Genomic DNA, 17,325 nt, shown 5'->3' with positions numbered 1-17,325 from the left:
AACTTTAATTCCATTCGTCCAGTTCGTCTCAGGCGGCCTGCGGCAGTTCGAGTTGTGATTGTGGTGGCAACTCAAAAGGCGGCGCCTTCGGAAACAGGTTAAAACGCAAGCCAACAAGTGCTATGCGCGGTCTTTTGGATATAGCTGGCGATCCATTCTCAATAATTGCGCTGATCGCATCATCAATGGCCACAAGCAGTCGCACATCGATTTCCTGACGCACGCTTTCGCTTGCTTCACGCGACAACGCTTTATAATGCGCACCCACACCATCAAGCACACGGTCCACTGCCTCGCGTAGCGGCTCTGGCATCTTTGCGCGATACTGCTGCAAGTCGATGGTGTTCATGCCGTTTCGCAGATCACGCAGCAGATCGACCTTGGCTATGTCTGCAGCTGGTATCAGTGCAAGGCGTGGGGTCATCATGCCAATGCGATCGATCATTTTCAGCAGCAGACGGTTCATCCGCTGACGACGATGACGTCCGGGCTGACGTTCTGTTGCCAGAACAATATCGTTCCAGCCTGTTCTAACGAGACGACGCACACTCCATTCGGCACCCACCGAACGAACAATTGAGGTCACGACAGCGGCAATCACAATCCCAAGAACCGTTGCCAGATTGGCATTGGCGAAGCTGACGAAGTCATGGGTGAGATGCCCCTGCAACATCAGCATGTTTGGCAAGTTGACACAGAGCACCATGCCCAGCAAAAACTGCGATGGAATTGCCAGCAGCAGACCAGCCGGGATCAAAAACAGGCCCAGCACCAATACGAGCGGCAAGAAGCCATCGACCAGCGGCAACAACGCAAATTCAAAGATGAAGGCTGCAACGATCACGATCAGAAGTAACCAGCTGAACTTGCGCATAACCGGAACCGGATCATCCATCGCTGCAAAAATACAGCAGAAGATGCCAGCCATCATTGCTGCCGCACTGCCCTGTGACCAGCCGGTGGCAATCCAGAAAGCTGTTGCAATACAGGTCGCAAGCAGTGCCGAGAAGCCTGACAGGAAAGCCATGCCATAATCTCTATGCTGCGGACGTCCTTTCAGATGAGCATCATAACGACGCCAGCGCAGTGAATGCCGTGAGCCCGAAACTATATCCTGACGCAACGTGATACAGTCGCTCCAAATCTGCACAAGATCACGAACACGGGCTGCCAGATTGAACGGCAGCAATTCGTCCCAACTGTCAGCGTTCTTGCCGTGGCGTTCAATTTCTTCAACATAGCCAAGCAGAACTGCACGGCGCTGTTCAGTCAGACTTTCTCCGCTTTCAAGCCAGTCGCATGCCTCGTCCAGAAGCTTCTGAACTGCTGGATGCCAAGGCTTTTCGCCTTCATCGGGTTTAAGCACAAGCACATCATGCAAGCTTGAAACGATGGGCAAAAGGGCAACCATGCGCTGCTGCATGACATGAAGGAGCGTTCCGACATTGCGGATGGACGATGTATCATAAGCAACATGCGTTGTGAGATTGCGCAATTCGAGCGCATCGGCTGCAAGCCGCTGACGGTCGCGCAGAAATTCAGGGCTATCACCCTCTCCGCGCAATGTGGCAACCGCAAGCTTTGAACCATCGCGCAGCCAATTATCAATACGCGCAACGAGAACTGGGCCGCTGTGGCGTGGAAATACCAGACGATTGACCACTGCAGCACAGATGATGCCAATAGCTATTTCTTCGACGCGGCCTACCGCATAATTGAATGTGGTTTCAGGAGCCGAAACGACAGCAAAACTCGCAATTGCAACCGTATAACCGGCCAACATGAAGAGATAGCTGCGCGGTGTGCCATCAAGCAAACTGATTGCCAGACAAAGACCCATCCACAAGCCGATGGCCAGTGTCAGGATTTCAGGCGAATTGACCAGATGCGGCACAAACAGGATCGTAACAGCACCACCAATGATCGTGCCGATCAGTCGATAAAAGCCCTTCGATGTTGTCGCACCCGAAAGCGGATGCGCCACGATATAAACCGCAGCCACCGACCAATAGGGATTGGGCAGGTCCGCTATTAGAGCGATCCACAATGCAAGCATAGCGGCCGCAAAGGTCTTCAGCGAGAAGACCACGTCCCAAAATCGTGGCAATGTTTCAGCAGGCTTAATCATTTTCTTTACGGCTATGGTTGTTGAAGCGTTTTCTGCTCAGGAAGGTTGGTTTTGAAACTTCTCATGAAGCTTACGCAGCACATCCATCGCGATATCGACAGCCTCCGGATCAAGATCACCCAGAAAGGCTGTGCGCAATCGCGCTGCAGTCTTTTCGACCTTCTGCGCAAGGGCGCGACCCTCATCGGTAAGTTGAATAAGTTTCACCCGGCGGTCCGAGTCGTCTGCGATACGGCGGATCAGGTTTTCTTTTTCCAGATCATCCACCACGCGAACAATCGTTGCGCCCTCAATGCCTACTCTTTCAGCCAGCACACCTTGCGGAATGCGGTCGCCGTGGCGCAGAAGCGTCATGAGCGGTATGGCTTTTGCATCGGAAAGACTGTGCTCTGCCATTGCCGCATCAAAAGCTTTACGCCATCCGCGCGAATTGGCTGAGAGCAGCGGTGCAAATTCGACCCAGGCCTGTTTCATGATTTAAGTTCCATTCAAATAGATAGGTTCATATCTATATGGATACAATCTTGTTTATTTCAACTGGTTTTTATTGGTATCAATTAAACGTGTAACTTCACTCATGACGCTTCGGGTGTAACCAAAAAGCTTGACCATCGGCACCGGCCTCTGTCATCGATGCGATCATGCGCGCAAATTATAAAATGCAACGAATTTACATTGAAGCCCAGCTTGCTGACAGCGCAAGCGTCGAAGCTCCAACCCAAGCCGCCCATTATCTAACCCATGTGCTGCGGTTGAAGGAAGGCGACGAAGTTCTGGCCTTTAACGGGCAGGACGGCGAATGGAAGGTCAAGCTTCGCCCCGAGGGCAAGAAGCGGCTTTTTCTCGAAGCAATTAAACAGACCCGCCCGCAGCCAGAAGCTTGCGATCTGATCTATTGTTTTGCACCGCTCAAACAAGGTCGGCTTGATTATATGGTGCAGAAGGCCGTTGAAATGGGTGCAGGTGTGCTGCAACCCGTGGTTACGCAGCATACGCAAGTGCCCAAACTTGGCACGGATCGCATTAAAGCAAACGCGATTGAAGCTGCGGAACAATGCGGCGTGCTGGCAATCCCAGAATGTCGCGATGCAATACGCTTTGACCGCTTTTTAGGACAGTGGGACCAGTCGCGCCGCCTGATTTTCTGCGATGAAGGCCATGAGACCGATGATCCGCTGACTATTCTGAGCAACTTAAAACCCGGCCCTTATGCTGTGTTGATTGGGCCAGAAGGCGGCTTTTCGGAAAGCGAGCGACAGCAATTGCGCAGCCTGCCTTTTGTGACCGCCATTCCACTTGGGCCACGCATTTTGCGCGCAGATACCGCAGCCGTTGCAGCACTAACGCTTGTTCAGGCCGTGCTGGGCGACTGGAAAGCACCAGCATGAATTCAAGAAAATTCAATCATCAATGAAATTGACTTGCGCGATTTGACAAATTTGTCCAATCACGCTCACAAACACAAATTCGACTAGGGACAAACTATATGGCGCGCGACACGACCGATGAAACAGCACTGACTGGTGTTGAAGAACTCGCAGCCTATCTCGCCGAAGGCAGCAAGCCAAAAGATGCTTGGCGCATCGGCACTGAGCACGAAAAATTTCCGTTCTATGTCGCGGATAACAGCCCTGTTCCTTATGATGGACCGCGCGGTATCAAAGCCATTCTCGAAGGTATGAAAGCCAAGCTTGGCTGGGAGCCGATCATCGATGAAGGCAATATTATCGGCCTCGTTGAACCAACCGGACAGGGTGCGATTTCACTCGAACCGGGCGGCCAGTTTGAATTGTCGGGCGCACCGCTCTCTTCGATTCACCAGACATGCCGCGAAGTGAATGCGCATCTTTCGCAGGTGCGTGAGATCGCCGAACCGCTCGGCATTCGCTTCCTCGGCCTTGGCGGCAGTCCTAAATGGACGCTGGCAGAAACGCCGGTTATGCCGAAGTCGCGCTATAAGATCATGAGCAACTACATGCCGAAAGTCGGGCATGAAGGTCTCGACATGATGTATCGTACTTGTACGGTGCAGGTTAATCTCGACTTCAGCTCCGAAACCGACATGCGCCGCAAAATGCAGGTTTCGATGAAGTTGCAGTCAATTGCGACTGCGCTCTTTTCAAGCTCGCCTTTCACCGAAGGCAAGCCAAACGGTCTTCAATCATGGCGCTCAGATATCTGGCGCGATACCGACAATCAGCGTTCAGGCGTGCTGCCATTTGTCTTCTCGGAAAACTTCGGCTTCATTGATTATGTCGAATGGGCGCTCGACGTTCCGATGTATTTCATCCTGCGTGACGGCCGCTATCATGACTGCACGCATGTCACCTTCCGCCAGTTTATGAATGGCGCGTTGAAGGGTGAAGTGAGCGATCCCGTGCCGAACATGGGCGACTGGACCAACCATCTTTCCACTCTGTTCCCGGAAGTCCGCCTTAAGCGCTTCCTCGAAATGCGCGGAGCTGATGGCGGCCCATGGCGTCGTATCTGCGCCCTGCCTGCTTATTGGGTTGGTCTGCTTTATGATGATGAAGCGCTCGATGCCGCAGAAGATCTGACGAAAGACTGGACCTATGAAGAGGTCCTGGCGCTGCGCAATGATGTTCCTGCAAAGGCACTCAATGCTACGTTCCGTGGCAAGCCAGTGGCACAGATCGCCCGGAAGACACTGGAAATTTCGCGTCTTGGCCTTCTCAACCGCAAACAGCTGAACAGCGACGGGTTTGACGAAACGCATTTCCTCGCACCGCTTGAAGAAATCATAGCCGCTGGCATCACCGATTCCGAACGCATGCTCAAAGCTTACAACAGCGTCTGGGCTGGTTCTATCGAGCCGATCTTCCTCGAATACGCTTACTAATTTTTAAAAACGGTCGAGCTTATCTTCGACCGTAACCAGCGATGCGCCGGGTCACTTTCCCGGCGCTTATGCCATATCTGCACAAAGGGTATCGGCGGCAGTTTCACCGGCACCGGCATCACGATGAGATTGTCATCCGGCGGCAGATTTTTCAAACCACCGCGCGCAATAGTCAAAATCAGGTCTGTACCCGCAATCAGGTGCGGAGCAACACCCCAATGCGGCACGACCACTGCAATGTGCCGCGTGTGGCCTTCTCGTTTTAAGCTCTCTTCAATCTCTGTCGTGGCATCGCCCCGCACAGCCACAAGCGCATGAGGGCGTGCGAAATAGGCTCTCGCATCAAATGCCCGCCCTTCAAGGCTGCGTTGATCCAGAAGACAGACATATTCGTCCTGCATCAGGATATCGGCAGCGATCTGCGCTGGCAGATGCGGAAACACACCAAAGCCGAGATCAATCTCGCCATCCAGAACACGCGCAATCATACCTTCCCGGCTATACTGACTGATCGAGAGATCAATCCCCGGCGCGTCTCTCCGCAATTCGCGCACCAGCCCCGGCAGCACAATGCTGCCGCCATAATCTGACATCGACAGATTAAAGCGATGCTGCGTCGTTGCCGGATCAAAACCTTGCGGCCCTAGCACAGCGCGCACGCCTGATAGCGCTTCCGTCAGAGGCTTTGCGATTTCCATGGCCTTAATGGATGGCACAAGACCAGCGCCTTCCCGGATGAGAAGTGGATCATCCAGCAACTCACGCAGACGCGCCAAGGCATGACTGACCGCGGGCTGGCTCATATTGAGTCGAACGGCTGCGCGAGAGACATGGCGCTCTGTAAGCAGCACATCCAGAATGACCAACAGATTAAGATCGACATTTCTGAGATTATTCATCTGCTGCATAATTGATCCAATAATCTGAATTTCACATTCATCTCATCTATATCTAGATTTGAGCCGAAAGAACACAGGAAAGGCCACTCTCATGCAGGCTCAAGGATCACTCACATTCCTAATCGCCGCCCTTATCGCGGGCGCTGTTGTACCGTTTCAGGCAGGCGCGAATGCCGCATTGGGCCGCGCACTTGGTCATCCATTGTGGGCAACCATCGCTTCGCTCATCGTCAGCATCATTTGTGTGCTGCCAGTTTTGCTGGCGATGAAAACCTCGTTGCCCACATTGACTGGTCTTGCAGGACAGCCAAAGTGGATATGGATTGGCGGTGTTGCCGGTGTGGCTTACATCACGGCAGCTATTCTGTTCGCACCAAAACTTGGTGCCGCAGGCTTTATGACCGCAGTCATTGCCGGGCAGTTGATCGCTGCCGTGCTGATCGACTATTTCGGCATTATGGGGTTTGCTTCAAGAGAAATCACACCATCGCGCATAGTGGGTGTTCTCTTGGTGGCTGTGGGCGTCGTCGTAATGCAGGGATCATCGCTCTGGCGCGGAGCAGAAACAATCGCTGCGGCAACAGGCAGCAAATAAACAAAAGGCGCGGAAATCCGCGCCTTTTGCTGTTGGTTAAGCTGAAACCTGCGTTCCTTTGCTCGGATCAGGGATCACCACAATCGTACTGCCATCGCGCACATTGTTATAAAGATCAATCACATCCTGATTGAGCAGGCGAATACAACCCGACGACACCGCTTTGCCGATACTCCACTCTTCAGGAGAACCATGAATACGATAGATCGTGTCGCGGCCATCCTTGTGGATATAGTGAGCGCGTGCGCCAAGCGGGTTTTTCAACCCCGGGGGCATGCCGCCATTGGCGATGCTATAAGGCTGGAGTGCTGGTTGGCGTGCCACCATTTCATCCGGTGGTGTCCAACGCGGCCACTCACGCTTATAAGCGATGATCGCGCGGCCAGCCCATGAGAAGCCATCGCGGCCCACACCAATACCATAGCGCATGGCGCGACCGTTGCCACGGATATGATAGAGATATTTGTTTGGCGTATCGACAATCACGGTGCCGACTTTTTCACTGGTTGGATAATCGACTTCCTGTCGCCAAAATTTCGGATCGACCTTAGCAACATTCACCGCAGGCAGCGGGAACTGCTCATAGGGCATCGCTTCATACATCGGCGGTACAGCACGAACCGGCGCAGGAGCTTTGGCAACCTTAGCCGGTTCCGGCTGCTGTGCTGTCGAAACACAACCCGAAAGCGCCAATGCACTTGTACCAATCAAAAAGGCACGGCGGCTCGTTACACCATGGCCTTGGGAAAACTTAACCGACATTCAAAAACTCTTTCAGCTTCATCTCTTTGAGCCATGTGACTCGCTGGAATAGCGAAAAAGAAAACCAAACTTAAGTCAGCCTTAAGAGTGCGCAAAGAATTGCTATTTATGTGAAATGGCTTTGGATTTGTTGCTAAAATAACGAGTTTTGGTCATCGGAACCCGGTGTGCTGGTTTTGCTCGCTTTTCCTTTTGAGGTGGCTCTTGAAGCTAAACCTGCAACTGCTGTCACATCACCATCGCGGAATCGAATCGACAAAGCATCACCTTCAGCGACATTCACAGCCTGCTTCACTGGCTTGCCTTCCGCATCAAAGACAACCGCAAAACCCCGATCAAGAACACTTTCATACGAAAGTGTGCGCATCAGCCGTTCCAGTTCCTGCCCGCGTCTTTTGGTGCGCTCAATTAATATATTAATCGCCTGATCGCGACGGCGGTCAAGCTGCTCAACAGCACTCTTCGCAAGCGTGGTGCGCCGCAGCAAAGGCTCCGGTGTCAGCCGGTCGGCACGCCTTGCAAACACTATGCGGCGCTCGCGCAAAAATGCTTCCAAAGCGCGTGGCAAGCGCTGCCCGAGCAGCTTAATATGACGCTTCTGCTCATCAAAGCCGCGTTGAAGCAAGCGATGTGACAGCTGCCTTGCACGACCTTCAAATTGTACGCGTTTCTTTTGCGTGTTCACAAACAGTCCACGCGTGAGGCGCGATGCAGCCTCATCAAAGCGACGACGCGGCAGGGCAAGCAGTTGATCGGCTGATGGCAGCGCACGACCGGCAGCGCGATAAGACTGACGCTTCTGATCAATGAACCGCGACATGGCTGCAGACAAGCGCGCAGATTGCGTGGCAACAGTTGCCACCAGATCAGCCTTCACAGGCACCGCCATTTCGGCTGCACCTGTCGGCGTAGGTGCGCGCACATCTGCTGCAAGATCAATCAGCGTCCAATCGGTCTCATGGCCAACAGCCGCGATGACCGGAATATGTGAGGCCGCAACCGCCCGCACAACGACTTCGTCATTAAAACCCCAAAGGTCTTCAAGACTGCCGCCGCCACGCGCTACGATTAGCACATCAGGCCGTGCGATTGCTCCATCTTCCGGTAGCGCGTTAAAACCTTCAACTGCAGCCGCAACCTCGGCACCGCTTGTCTCGCCTTGCACACGCACGGGCCAGACAATCACATGCAGCGGATAGCGATCCGAAATGCGATGAATAATATCGCGAATAACAGCGCCTGTCGGCGATGTAACAACCCCAATCACCCGCGGCATGAAAGGCAAAAGCTGTTTTGCAGCCGGATCGAACAGACCTTCCGCACCAAGTCTGCGCTTGCGTTCTTCAAGCAGCGCCATCAGAGCACCAGCGCCTGCCGGTTCCATCTGCTCAATCACGATCTGATATTTGGATGAGCCCGGATAGGTGGTCAGCTTACCAGTGGCAATGACCTCCATGCCCTCTTCGGGGCGAAAGCGCAAACGCCCCATCGAGCCGCGCCAGATCACAGCCTCAAGCCGCGAGCGATCATCCTTCAACGCAAAATAAGCATGTCCTGAGGAGTGCGGTCCACGATAGCCGGAAATTTCACCGCGCACGCGCACATGCGCAAACGTATCTTCGACCGTACGCTTCAAAGCGCCGGAAATCTCAGAAACGCTATATTCCGCTACATTGGAAGCGGTGCCCTTAGGATCAGAATCGAAGCCCATGCTCATAATGTAATTGGTATCAGTCGCGGAACAGGGGTCAACGGGACAAGACGCCACTATGCATGCTTATGCACGTTCAACGCTCACCAGCCCGGCAATAATTCGTTGCTGCGCACGCGACGCGTTCGGACGGACGGGAAAGATGCAACTTCGGCAGAGGCAAGAGCTGCGGGTGCAGGCGAAGAAATATTATCAAGACTTTCAATAATATGCTGTGCCAATGCATCCACAATTGCGTTCTGCTTGGTATGCCCGCGCATAATACCGATGCCAAATTCTGGCAAACGTCCAAAGCCATCAGCCTCACCCAAAACACGCATTCCCGGTCGCAATGCGCATTCAGGCAAAACCGAGACAGCGAGTCCGGACAGAACAGCGGCGGCAAGAACGGTCGCCGACCAACTCGTGATAATGATCCGGTAATCGCGCTCAGCCTGTTCGAGCACATCAATTGCCGCGTGGCGCCATATGCATGTCGGGCGCCCAACAGCCAATGGTAACATAGCCTCTTCATGCACCGCATGATTGGCCGATGTTACCCACAACAACGGCTCGGTTCGCACCACTTCAGACCGGCGCTTGTCATCGCATTGCGTGACAAGAGCGATATCGAGCGTACCGCGCCTAATCATTTCATCGAGATTGACCGTCGGCTCACAAACCACAGACAGCTCTACACGCGGGTTTGAACGCGCAAATCGCGCCATGATTTCAGGCAAAAACCGATCTGCGTAATCATCCGGCGTACCAATGCGCACATGGCCTTCGAGTTGCGTGTCGTCAAAGGCTGCAATCGTTTCACCATTAAGCAAAAGCATTCGACGCGCATAGAGCAACAGCCGCTCACCATCTTCAGTCAGACGATTAATTCGCCCATCTCGTTCGAATATCGATTTGCCGATGCGTTCCTCAAGGCGGCGCATCTGCATCGAAACTGCTGATTGCGTTTTGAAGACAGCGTCGGCGGCTTTGGTAAAACTACCTGTATCCGCGATGGCAATGAAGGTTTGCAACTGGTCTAGATCTAAAGGCGCACTCATCGAAATGATCCATCACGAATATTGAACTGTTACATTAAAAACATTCGTTGGAACAATCAATTCTATTATTGGATAAAGCTGGCGTCGCAGGGAATGGAGACGCGAAAGCGAATGACCTGACGATAGAAACATTTTGACCAAGCGCGCTTAAAGGAGAGCGGCAATGACAGCGATCAGCAAGACCACCATGACACATTTACCAGCAACCAGCACAACCAGTTCGGTGCTTAGCCAAGTGGTACAATCCGTGTTTACGTCGGTTATGCGTCGCTGGACGCTTTTCCGAAATCGACGCCATGTTGCTCACCTTAATGAACTTGATAGCTACCTACTCAGGGATATCGGGGTTCATAGTGGAGATATTTATACTGCGAACCATACACGTATGACGGATGATCCAACCCGTATACTGGCCGCACTTGCAGATGCACGCGCACGCGTGGAGGCGACGCGCCACATCTGCTGAACGAACATCTGGCGGGCGCCACCTTCACAGCCGGGAACCCTCTCGGCCAGCCTGCCCTTTTGCCCGGCCGCACCTCTGCTGCCGGGCTTTTTTTATGCGCGTTGAGTAAGCTGTAGTACGAAGCGTATGCTTTTGAAGCACAATAAAGAAATAACTGAATTTGCCATATTTTTTTAAAAGAAGGGCTTGCGCTACCCGTTTGAGTTCGCTAGATGGTGGCCACCGACTAATGAAGCATCTAGCTTCTGTCGAAATCGCACTCAGTTACACTGAACTGAAATGCGACCCTGCTGGGGAATAGGTTAACGGTAGACCCACGGACTCTGACTCCGTTAGTCCTGGTTCGAATCCAGGTTCCCCAGCCATTTGATTTCATTAGATAATTTCCGGTTTTTACTCGCGTTTTTTAGCTGTTCTGGTTTGTAAACTGTGCAAACTGAGCCTTTTTGAAAAGCATAAATGACTGTTTTTAATATAGTTTAATTCCAGAACAGCGGTACACTTTCTAAACCTTTTGGAATCAGCCGTTTGCCACTGCTCCCGAACGGCATTATTGGATCTATCTGCTTGTGACTGAGATGTGGTGGGAAGCGGGCCATCCGCATTACGGCACTGTAGTGAGATAGCCTACACTTCTCTATTTACATTCATTTCAGCAATTTGAGTCCCTTTAGTATTTTATCGGCGGTCTTACGTTCGCAACGGAACGCTAGCCCAACGATATCAAGGTGCGCAGCCTGAACGCCGGCAACTGCAGCACGATTGTCGTCGTCGTTGAAGGTGCCAAAAAGATCGCGAGTAAAGAGTGAAAATGGCACCTCCCTCGATCTCGCGCGTTCTGCAGTTCGCTGTATTTCCGAGGCGTCGGCTCCAAAGACTAGAACCGCATCTTTGAACATTGGGAGATACGTATTTCCGGACGCGTCAGCGTAAACTTGGCCAGTGGCACCGACCTGTGCGCCAACGCCGCTTATGGTGAATGCGGCAACATTGAGCCTCTGCCAGGGTTCCAGATCATCTCTAAGGACGATTGCTATTTTCATTCCCACCTCGACTTCGTCGAGTGACGGTGAATTTGGGGAGTTTATAGTCATCTTGAATTCCTTGATTGTGTTGTTGTGTGGTTTTGGTCGCTACAGAGCAGCTTAATGTATGCGCTCGACGATGAGAAAGACGGCTATGCCCATCATGGCCGCACCGGAGAACCTTCCAACCATCTGAGCAACGGTGGGACGCGAGCGCAGGACCGCTTTGGCGAAGACTGACACGAAGATATAAATAACTGCGCAGTTGAAAACGTGCAGGAGTCCTAGAGCTCCCATTTGCACTGACACAGGCCAAGAAGCTTCCAAATCCGTGAACTGGGGTAAGATTGCCAAAAACAGCAGGAAGACCTTCGGGTTGAGACCACTGACACCAAATCCCTTCAGCGCCCAGCGCCACCACACCGTCTGTGTGTCAGTGTCCTGATTTGTGGCTTTTGGAGGGTTTCGGAGCATAGCAACACCAAGCCACAAGAGATACGCAGCGCCAACCATTGTCAGCGTCGTGGTTGCATGAGGCACGCTGGTTATCAGTGCGCCAGCCCCTATTGCGACAATAATGGTAGCGACTAAGTGTCCGAGCAATAAACCTGAGACGGATGGAACGGCTGCGCGGTTAGTTAATCCGGCACTGATTGCGTAGGCCCAGTCAGCTCCTGGTGTAATTACGAACAACATGGATACCGCCCAGAAACCGGCTACGGTGACAATTTGCATCAAAAATCTCCTTGGTCAGAAACATATCCGTTGATTGCAGGAATGAGCTTCTGATATCTTCTCTGAAAATATCAATTATAGGGAGAATTTGCGCCTTGGATGACTTTGACCGGAAGATCCTTTCCGAGCTACAAGATGACGGCAGATTGTCGCTCACCGATTTGGCTGATAGGGTTGGTCTCAGCTTATCCCCCTGCCACAGACGGGTGAGATCGCTAGAACAGGCTGGTGTTATTCAAGGCTATAGAGCCCATCTTCACCCAGCAAAGGTTGGCCTGAACTTTTCGGCGATTGTGTTCGTCACATTGCGGGAAGTGAACCGGGATGCTGTGGAGGTCTTTGAGAGAGCAGTTATGGCAATAGATGAGGTCGTTCAGGCGCAACGTCTATTTGGCGATACGGACTATATGCTACATGTCATGAGCAAGGACCTAGAAAGCTTTCAAAAACTCTACGACACCAAACTGACAGCTCTGCCGTCAATATTGCGTCTGAACTCAACGCTGGTGATGAAAACTGTCATACAGAATCGTCGGTTGCCTCTCTAGAATAAATTTGAGGTGGCCTGTTTTCATTTCTTGGAAACCTGAGACGGACACAAAGGGCTGGAATAGGCTTGAAAGCTGACGTTCAATTGACCCGAGGCAGGCTAGCATTTCGACGATAAACAATTGTGGGAAACTGCTACAAATTGGTTTGCATTTCTGAGCTAACATATTGATTCACAATCTGCGTTAAATGCATTATTTTGCAAAATAAACATTATATATCAATATTTTGGCCGGGACTCTGATTCCGTTAGTCCTGGTTCGAATCCAGGTTCCCCAGTCATTTATCTTCCTAAAAAACCATCATTCCAGCCTACGAAAAACGCAGTATTTCTTGAGCGTATAGGCCACCATATTTGTGACGCCATTAGAAACTTAGCAGTTTGCCGCATTATTTGACGGCATACACTTGGCTTGAGACGCAGCATTGATTGAATACTTAGCGCGCTACAACTTACAGAAAACGCGCCAATGCGAATCTGTCACACATTATTCCAGTACGCGATGAAGTGACGGCCGAGTTTGTTCGCAAACGATTTAGTCCCCCAAGAGCTGCCGGTCATCGCCATCACGAGAGCGAACAAGTTCTTCCTTAATCTGTCGAAGAATGCGAACCGCACGATTACGATCCGCGTAGGCCACCATATTTGCTAGAATATCGATAGCCGCGAGATATGCATAACGCGTCGATGTTGGCCTAAAAATATTATTCCCCTCCTGAAGATCAACAGCGATCAACACATCGCAGGCTTTTGCTAAAGGAGAGTGGCTTTGCGTAATTGCGATTGTTGGAATGGATCTCTCACGCAAAAGATTCATACAGTGCAATAGATCCGGATCGCGGCCGGTAATTGAGGAGCCAATAACAACAGTCCCGGGCAAAGCTGCGGATGAAAGCATAATATTCATACTGTGATCATTTGAAGAATGAATATGGCAGCCAAGCCTAAAAAGACGATTATGCAACTCGTTTGCAATCATCGCAGAGTTTCCGCTCGCACCAAAAGCATGAATGAAATTGGCATTACGCAATAAATGAGCAGCCCTATCAATCGCATTCAGATCAAGCTGCCGATGGAGCTGAAACAACGCATTCTGAGCTTTGGTAACAATATCCTCGGCAACTTCTTCAACGCTGTTTGTTTGGGTTTCTGGGGTCAAATACCTCAAACCAACATAAGAAATTTTGGCCAACTGCACCTTAAAATCAGAATAGCCCTGACAGCCTAAATGACGGCAAAATCGGGTGACTGTCGGAGCAGAAACCTTTGCTTTTTCAGCGAGCTCACTAATGGATGACGTGACAACAAAATCGACATTATCAAGCACAAAAGCAGCGAGCTTTTTCTCGGAGCCTGACAGTTTGTTCTCATCATCACTCAATGCATGAATAATATCCATGTGAAAACACAAACCTTCGTTGTCGGTTGATAATGAAAAATAATTTCACTTTTATGAAAAATATCTGCCATATTGTCAATAAGACCAGCATTTTCCTGCTATTTAGGAAAATTATATACATCACCACATATAAAGCGCATGAAAGGTTATCGGATGACGTTTCCCTGGCCCGTAGCTGGCACGCGGATCGAAGAGCTACCCACCCCTCTGCCAATCATTGATGAAGATCGGCTAACGGCCAACATCACACGGGCCCAGATCTATATCGAACAGAGTGGAAAAACTTTCCGTCCACATATCAAGACGCATAAGATCCCAGCCGTTGCCCGTCAGCAAATAGAGGCCGGCGCCCACGGCATTAATTGCCAGAAGGTAACAGAAGCCGAAATATTTGCAGATGCGGGTTTTGATGACATCCTGATTACCTACAATATTCTTGGTTCTGCGAAAGTTGGTCGTCTCAAGGCGTTAAATGAAAAAATCAGTGCACTCAAAGTAACAGCAGATAATGAAACCACCATCAGAGGACTTGCTGATGCTTTCGTGGCTGCTAGGCCACTATCAGTGTTGGTTGAGTGCGACACAGGCGGCAAGCGTTGTGGCGTACAAACGCCTGAAGAAGCTGCGGCATTGGCACAATTAATCAACGCTCAACCGGGATTACACTTCGCAGGAATCCTGACCTATCCCGCCACTGGCGGCGCAAAAGAAGTTGAAAGCTTCATCGTTGAAACTATCAAGCTTCTTAAGCTGGGCGACTTAGATTGTCCAATTAGATCCAGCGGCGGTTCTCCCGATTTATATTCCGCGCATTTGGTACCATCAGCAACAGAACACCGTGCTGGCACCTATGTTTATAATGATCGCAGCATGGTTCGCGCCGGTCATTGCACAACAGATGATCTGGCAATGCACATTTTAGCAACCGTCGTCTCACGCCCAGCAAGCAACCGCGCGGTTCTTGATTGTGGCTCAAAAGCACTGACATCCGACCTTCTTGGCTTTAGTGATTTTGGTATTATTGAAAATTTTGAATCTGCACGCATCATCTCTTTGTCAGAAGAACATGCCGTGGTCGACCTCAGCGATTGTCAGGACGACTTCCCTGCAATCGGCTCTGTAGTCCGCGTTGTTCCTAACCACACCTGCGTTGTCAGCAATCTATTTGACCAAATGGTTTTCCATCGAAACGGTATCGTCACACGTGTAGAACCTGTTTCAGCACGCGGAACAGTTTGGTAGCCATAAGCCACATCAAACACGCGTATGAAAAAAGGGGCCGCTAAACGCCCCTTTTTTTCATAATAGAACTGAGCCTTTCGTACTTTATGCAAGTTTCTCCAAAATCGGCCTGTTACTAAATCATTATTTTAATTGTTCATTTCAATAAACCCGCACATCTACAGCGGGCGAAGCCTATGAAAAAGTGAAAATCAATTTCACATTATTTTCATTCCTCTTAGATTTTTTAGATTAATCTGCCAAAATCGATTGACTTATGTGACGCTTGACGCATTATTAAGAAAATAAATTACAAAAATAGCGGCGGAACATAATAAACGAAATCTGGACCCTTTGATGATTGTCTGAACATCAAACTTAGCGCTTGTGCAGATAATGTGGGGTTCGGGTTCCTGAGTATGGGCATCACATGCGTATTTTTACAGCCTCTTTGGCGACGGAAACGAATACTTTTTCACCTGTGCCAACAGATATGGATGCGTTTAAGGCCGCTTTCTATGCTGGCCCGGGCGAGCATCCAGACACGCCTACACTTTGCTCATCTGTTGTGCCAATCCTCCGACGCCGCGGGAAGATTGAAGGTTTTAGTGTCATTGAAGGCACCTCCTGCTGGGCCGAACCCGCTGGGCTTATTCAGCGCAAAACCTATGAGACCCTGCGCGATACCATTTTGGATGAATTGCGTGCCGCATTACCTGTAGATGGTGTGATTTTGGGCCTCCATGGCGCTATGGTCGCACAGGGCTACGACGATCCGGAAGGAGATTTTCTGGCACGTATTCGCGAAATCGTCGGACCGAATGTTCTGATCGCAGCCGAGTTCGACCCGCACAGTCATTTAACGACAAAGCGTATTGCCAACCTTAATATCATGGCAACATTTCTCGAATTTCCGCACACGGATTTCGAGGAACGGGGTGAGCATGTTGTCGATCTCGCTTTGAGAACGCTTAAAGGTGAATTTGAGCCGGTCATATCCACTTTCGATTGCCGGATGATATCCATCTATCCAACAAATCGCGAGCCTATGCGCTCGTTTGTTGATCGTTTGGTGGCCTTAGAAGGCAAGGACAGCATTCTTTCTATCTCTGTAATTCACGGTTTTATGGCAGGCGATGTGCCAGACATGGGCACGCGTATTGTTGTTGTAACGGACAATGCGAAGACAAAAGGTGATGCTCTTGCGCGCCAGCTCGGACATGAGCTTTACGCAATGCGCAAAACCACGGCGATGCCAATGTTTGATACAGAAGCAGGCCTTGATCACGCTATCGCCGTGCGCAATGCAAATCCCACTCTGCCCGTTGTCATATCCGACATATGGGATAATCCCGGTGGCGGTGTCGCGGGCGATGCAACCCATATTATTCGCCGTATGTTGGAACGTGGTCTGGATAACTTTGGCGTTGCAACATTATGGGATCCCGTCGCCGTTTCTTTCTGTCATGCAGCCGGCGAAGGTGCGGAACTCAATATTCGCATCGGAGGAAAATCGTCTTGGCAAGGCGGTGAACCGCTTGATCTGCGGGTTACAATAATAAAAGTCATGGACGCTGGATGGCAGAGTTTCCGCAATAGCCGCGTCAATTTAGGGCGCGTTGCTGTTATCCGCCCTTTAGGAACTGAAGTTGATATTATTCTGATTACCAGCCGCTCGCAAACCTATGAGCCCGATATCTTCACCAATCTTGGAATTGATTACAGATCAAAGAACTTCCTTCTGGTTAAATCCACCAATCATTTTCAAGCGGGCTTCCAACCGATCACTTCAGAGATCGTCTATATTGCGGCCCCAACATCCTACCCAACAGATCCGGCAACAACACCATACCGCAAAGCCAGCCTAGAGCTCTGGCCGCGTATCGCTGACCCATTGGGACTTGACTAATTATAGCGAAAATGACCGGTACGCC

Annotated in this window: 16 protein-coding genes and 1 tRNA gene; 8 read left to right on the top strand and 9 right to left on the bottom strand. The window is 50.9% G+C overall.

Features of this window, described 5'->3' with window-relative positions; all coding sequences use genetic code 11:
• Positions 1-28: 28 nt before the first annotated feature.
• Positions 29-2,128, bottom strand: a complete 2,100-nt coding sequence (locus WH356_RS15060) for an FUSC family protein (RefSeq protein WP_339512183.1) — start codon at positions 2,126-2,128, stop codon at positions 29-31.
• Positions 2,129-2,164: 36 nt separating this feature from the next.
• Complete coding sequence (locus WH356_RS15055; RefSeq protein ID WP_339512181.1) at positions 2,165-2,602, bottom strand: MarR family winged helix-turn-helix transcriptional regulator; 438 nt, start codon at positions 2,600-2,602, stop codon at positions 2,165-2,167.
• A 167-nt stretch (positions 2,603-2,769) separates the two neighbouring features.
• Between WH356_RS15055 and WH356_RS15050 the strand changes: the two genes are divergently transcribed.
• A complete protein-coding gene (locus tag WH356_RS15050) occupies positions 2,770-3,516 on the top strand; it encodes a 16S rRNA (uracil(1498)-N(3))-methyltransferase (RefSeq protein WP_339512179.1) in 747 nt (248 codons plus the stop codon).
• Between the two features lie 98 nt (positions 3,517-3,614).
• Positions 3,615-4,988, top strand: a complete 1,374-nt coding sequence (locus tag WH356_RS15045) for a glutamate--cysteine ligase (RefSeq protein ID WP_339512177.1) — start codon at positions 3,615-3,617, stop codon at positions 4,986-4,988.
• Here the strand turns inward: WH356_RS15045 and WH356_RS15040 are convergent.
• The gene (locus WH356_RS15040; protein ID WP_339512175.1) at positions 4,985-5,896 is read right to left on the bottom strand and encodes a LysR family transcriptional regulator; all 912 of its coding nucleotides are present in this window, start codon (positions 5,894-5,896) and stop codon (positions 4,985-4,987) included. The two genes, WH356_RS15045 and WH356_RS15040, sit on opposite strands and share 4 nt — an antisense overlap.
• 82 nt (positions 5,897-5,978) lie before the next feature.
• Here WH356_RS15040 and WH356_RS15035 point away from each other — a divergent pair, with 82 nt between their 5' ends.
• Positions 5,979-6,482, top strand: coding sequence for a DMT family transporter (locus WH356_RS15035; protein WP_339512173.1), 504 nt, complete (start codon positions 5,979-5,981; stop codon positions 6,480-6,482).
• A 36-nt stretch (positions 6,483-6,518) separates the two neighbouring features.
• Here the strand turns inward: WH356_RS15035 and WH356_RS15030 are convergent, their stop codons facing one another.
• The 3 genes from WH356_RS15030 to WH356_RS15020 form a co-directional block, all read right to left on the bottom strand.
• Positions 6,519-7,244: a L,D-transpeptidase gene (locus tag WH356_RS15030; protein ID WP_339512171.1), complete on the bottom strand. Its 726-nt coding sequence runs from the start codon at positions 7,242-7,244 to the stop codon at positions 6,519-6,521.
• Positions 7,245-7,377: 133 nt separating this feature from the next.
• Positions 7,378-8,961 (bottom strand): exodeoxyribonuclease VII large subunit, encoded by a 1,584-nt coding sequence (gene xseA / locus WH356_RS15025; RefSeq protein WP_421566518.1) that lies wholly within the window; start codon positions 8,959-8,961, stop codon positions 7,378-7,380.
• Positions 8,962-9,038: 77 nt separating this feature from the next.
• A complete protein-coding gene (locus tag WH356_RS15020; protein WP_339512169.1) occupies positions 9,039-9,995 on the bottom strand; it encodes a LysR substrate-binding domain-containing protein in 957 nt (318 codons plus the stop codon).
• Positions 9,996-10,158: 163 nt separating this feature from the next.
• Between WH356_RS15020 and WH356_RS15015 the strand changes: the two genes are divergently transcribed.
• Both WH356_RS15015 and WH356_RS15010 read left to right on the top strand, forming a co-directional pair.
• A complete protein-coding gene (locus tag WH356_RS15015; protein WP_339512166.1) occupies positions 10,159-10,461 on the top strand; it encodes a DUF1127 domain-containing protein in 303 nt (100 codons plus the stop codon).
• Between the two features lie 291 nt (positions 10,462-10,752).
• Positions 10,753-10,826: transfer RNA gene (locus WH356_RS15010), tRNA-Gln, on the top strand.
• A gap of 282 nt (positions 10,827-11,108) precedes the next feature.
• Here WH356_RS15010 and WH356_RS15005 read toward each other — a convergent pair.
• Both WH356_RS15005 and WH356_RS15000 read right to left on the bottom strand, forming a co-directional pair.
• Positions 11,109-11,555 (bottom strand): DUF2000 domain-containing protein, encoded by a 447-nt coding sequence (locus WH356_RS15005; protein ID WP_339512164.1) that lies wholly within the window; start codon positions 11,553-11,555, stop codon positions 11,109-11,111.
• Positions 11,556-11,606: 51 nt separating this feature from the next.
• The gene (locus tag WH356_RS15000; protein ID WP_339512162.1) at positions 11,607-12,221 is read right to left on the bottom strand and encodes a LysE family translocator; all 615 of its coding nucleotides are present in this window, start codon (positions 12,219-12,221) and stop codon (positions 11,607-11,609) included.
• A 95-nt stretch (positions 12,222-12,316) separates the two neighbouring features.
• Here WH356_RS15000 and WH356_RS14995 point away from each other — a divergent pair, with 95 nt between their 5' ends.
• Positions 12,317-12,769 carry an Lrp/AsnC family transcriptional regulator gene (locus WH356_RS14995; RefSeq protein WP_339512160.1) on the top strand — a complete coding sequence of 151 codons (453 nt, stop codon included), beginning with the start codon at positions 12,317-12,319 and terminating at the stop codon, positions 12,767-12,769.
• Between the two features lie 537 nt (positions 12,770-13,306).
• Here WH356_RS14995 and WH356_RS14990 read toward each other — a convergent pair.
• The gene (locus tag WH356_RS14990) at positions 13,307-14,170 is read right to left on the bottom strand and encodes a MurR/RpiR family transcriptional regulator (protein ID WP_339512158.1); all 864 of its coding nucleotides are present in this window, start codon (positions 14,168-14,170) and stop codon (positions 13,307-13,309) included.
• A gap of 153 nt (positions 14,171-14,323) precedes the next feature.
• Between WH356_RS14990 and WH356_RS14985 the strand changes: the two genes are divergently transcribed.
• Both WH356_RS14985 and WH356_RS14980 read left to right on the top strand, forming a co-directional pair.
• Complete coding sequence (locus WH356_RS14985) at positions 14,324-15,412, top strand: D-TA family PLP-dependent enzyme (RefSeq protein ID WP_339512156.1); 1,089 nt, start codon at positions 14,324-14,326, stop codon at positions 15,410-15,412.
• A 409-nt stretch (positions 15,413-15,821) separates the two neighbouring features.
• A complete protein-coding gene (locus WH356_RS14980; RefSeq protein ID WP_339512154.1) occupies positions 15,822-17,300 on the top strand; it encodes a M81 family metallopeptidase in 1,479 nt (492 codons plus the stop codon).
• Positions 17,301-17,325 lie beyond the last annotated feature (25 nt).

The sequence above is a fragment of the Ochrobactrum sp. MYb379 genome (assembly GCF_037479515.1).
Taxonomy (GTDB): Bacteria; Pseudomonadota; Alphaproteobacteria; order Rhizobiales; family Rhizobiaceae; genus Brucella.
Note: the sequence above shows the minus strand (reverse complement) of the source record. Positions and strands in the feature narration are given on the sequence as shown.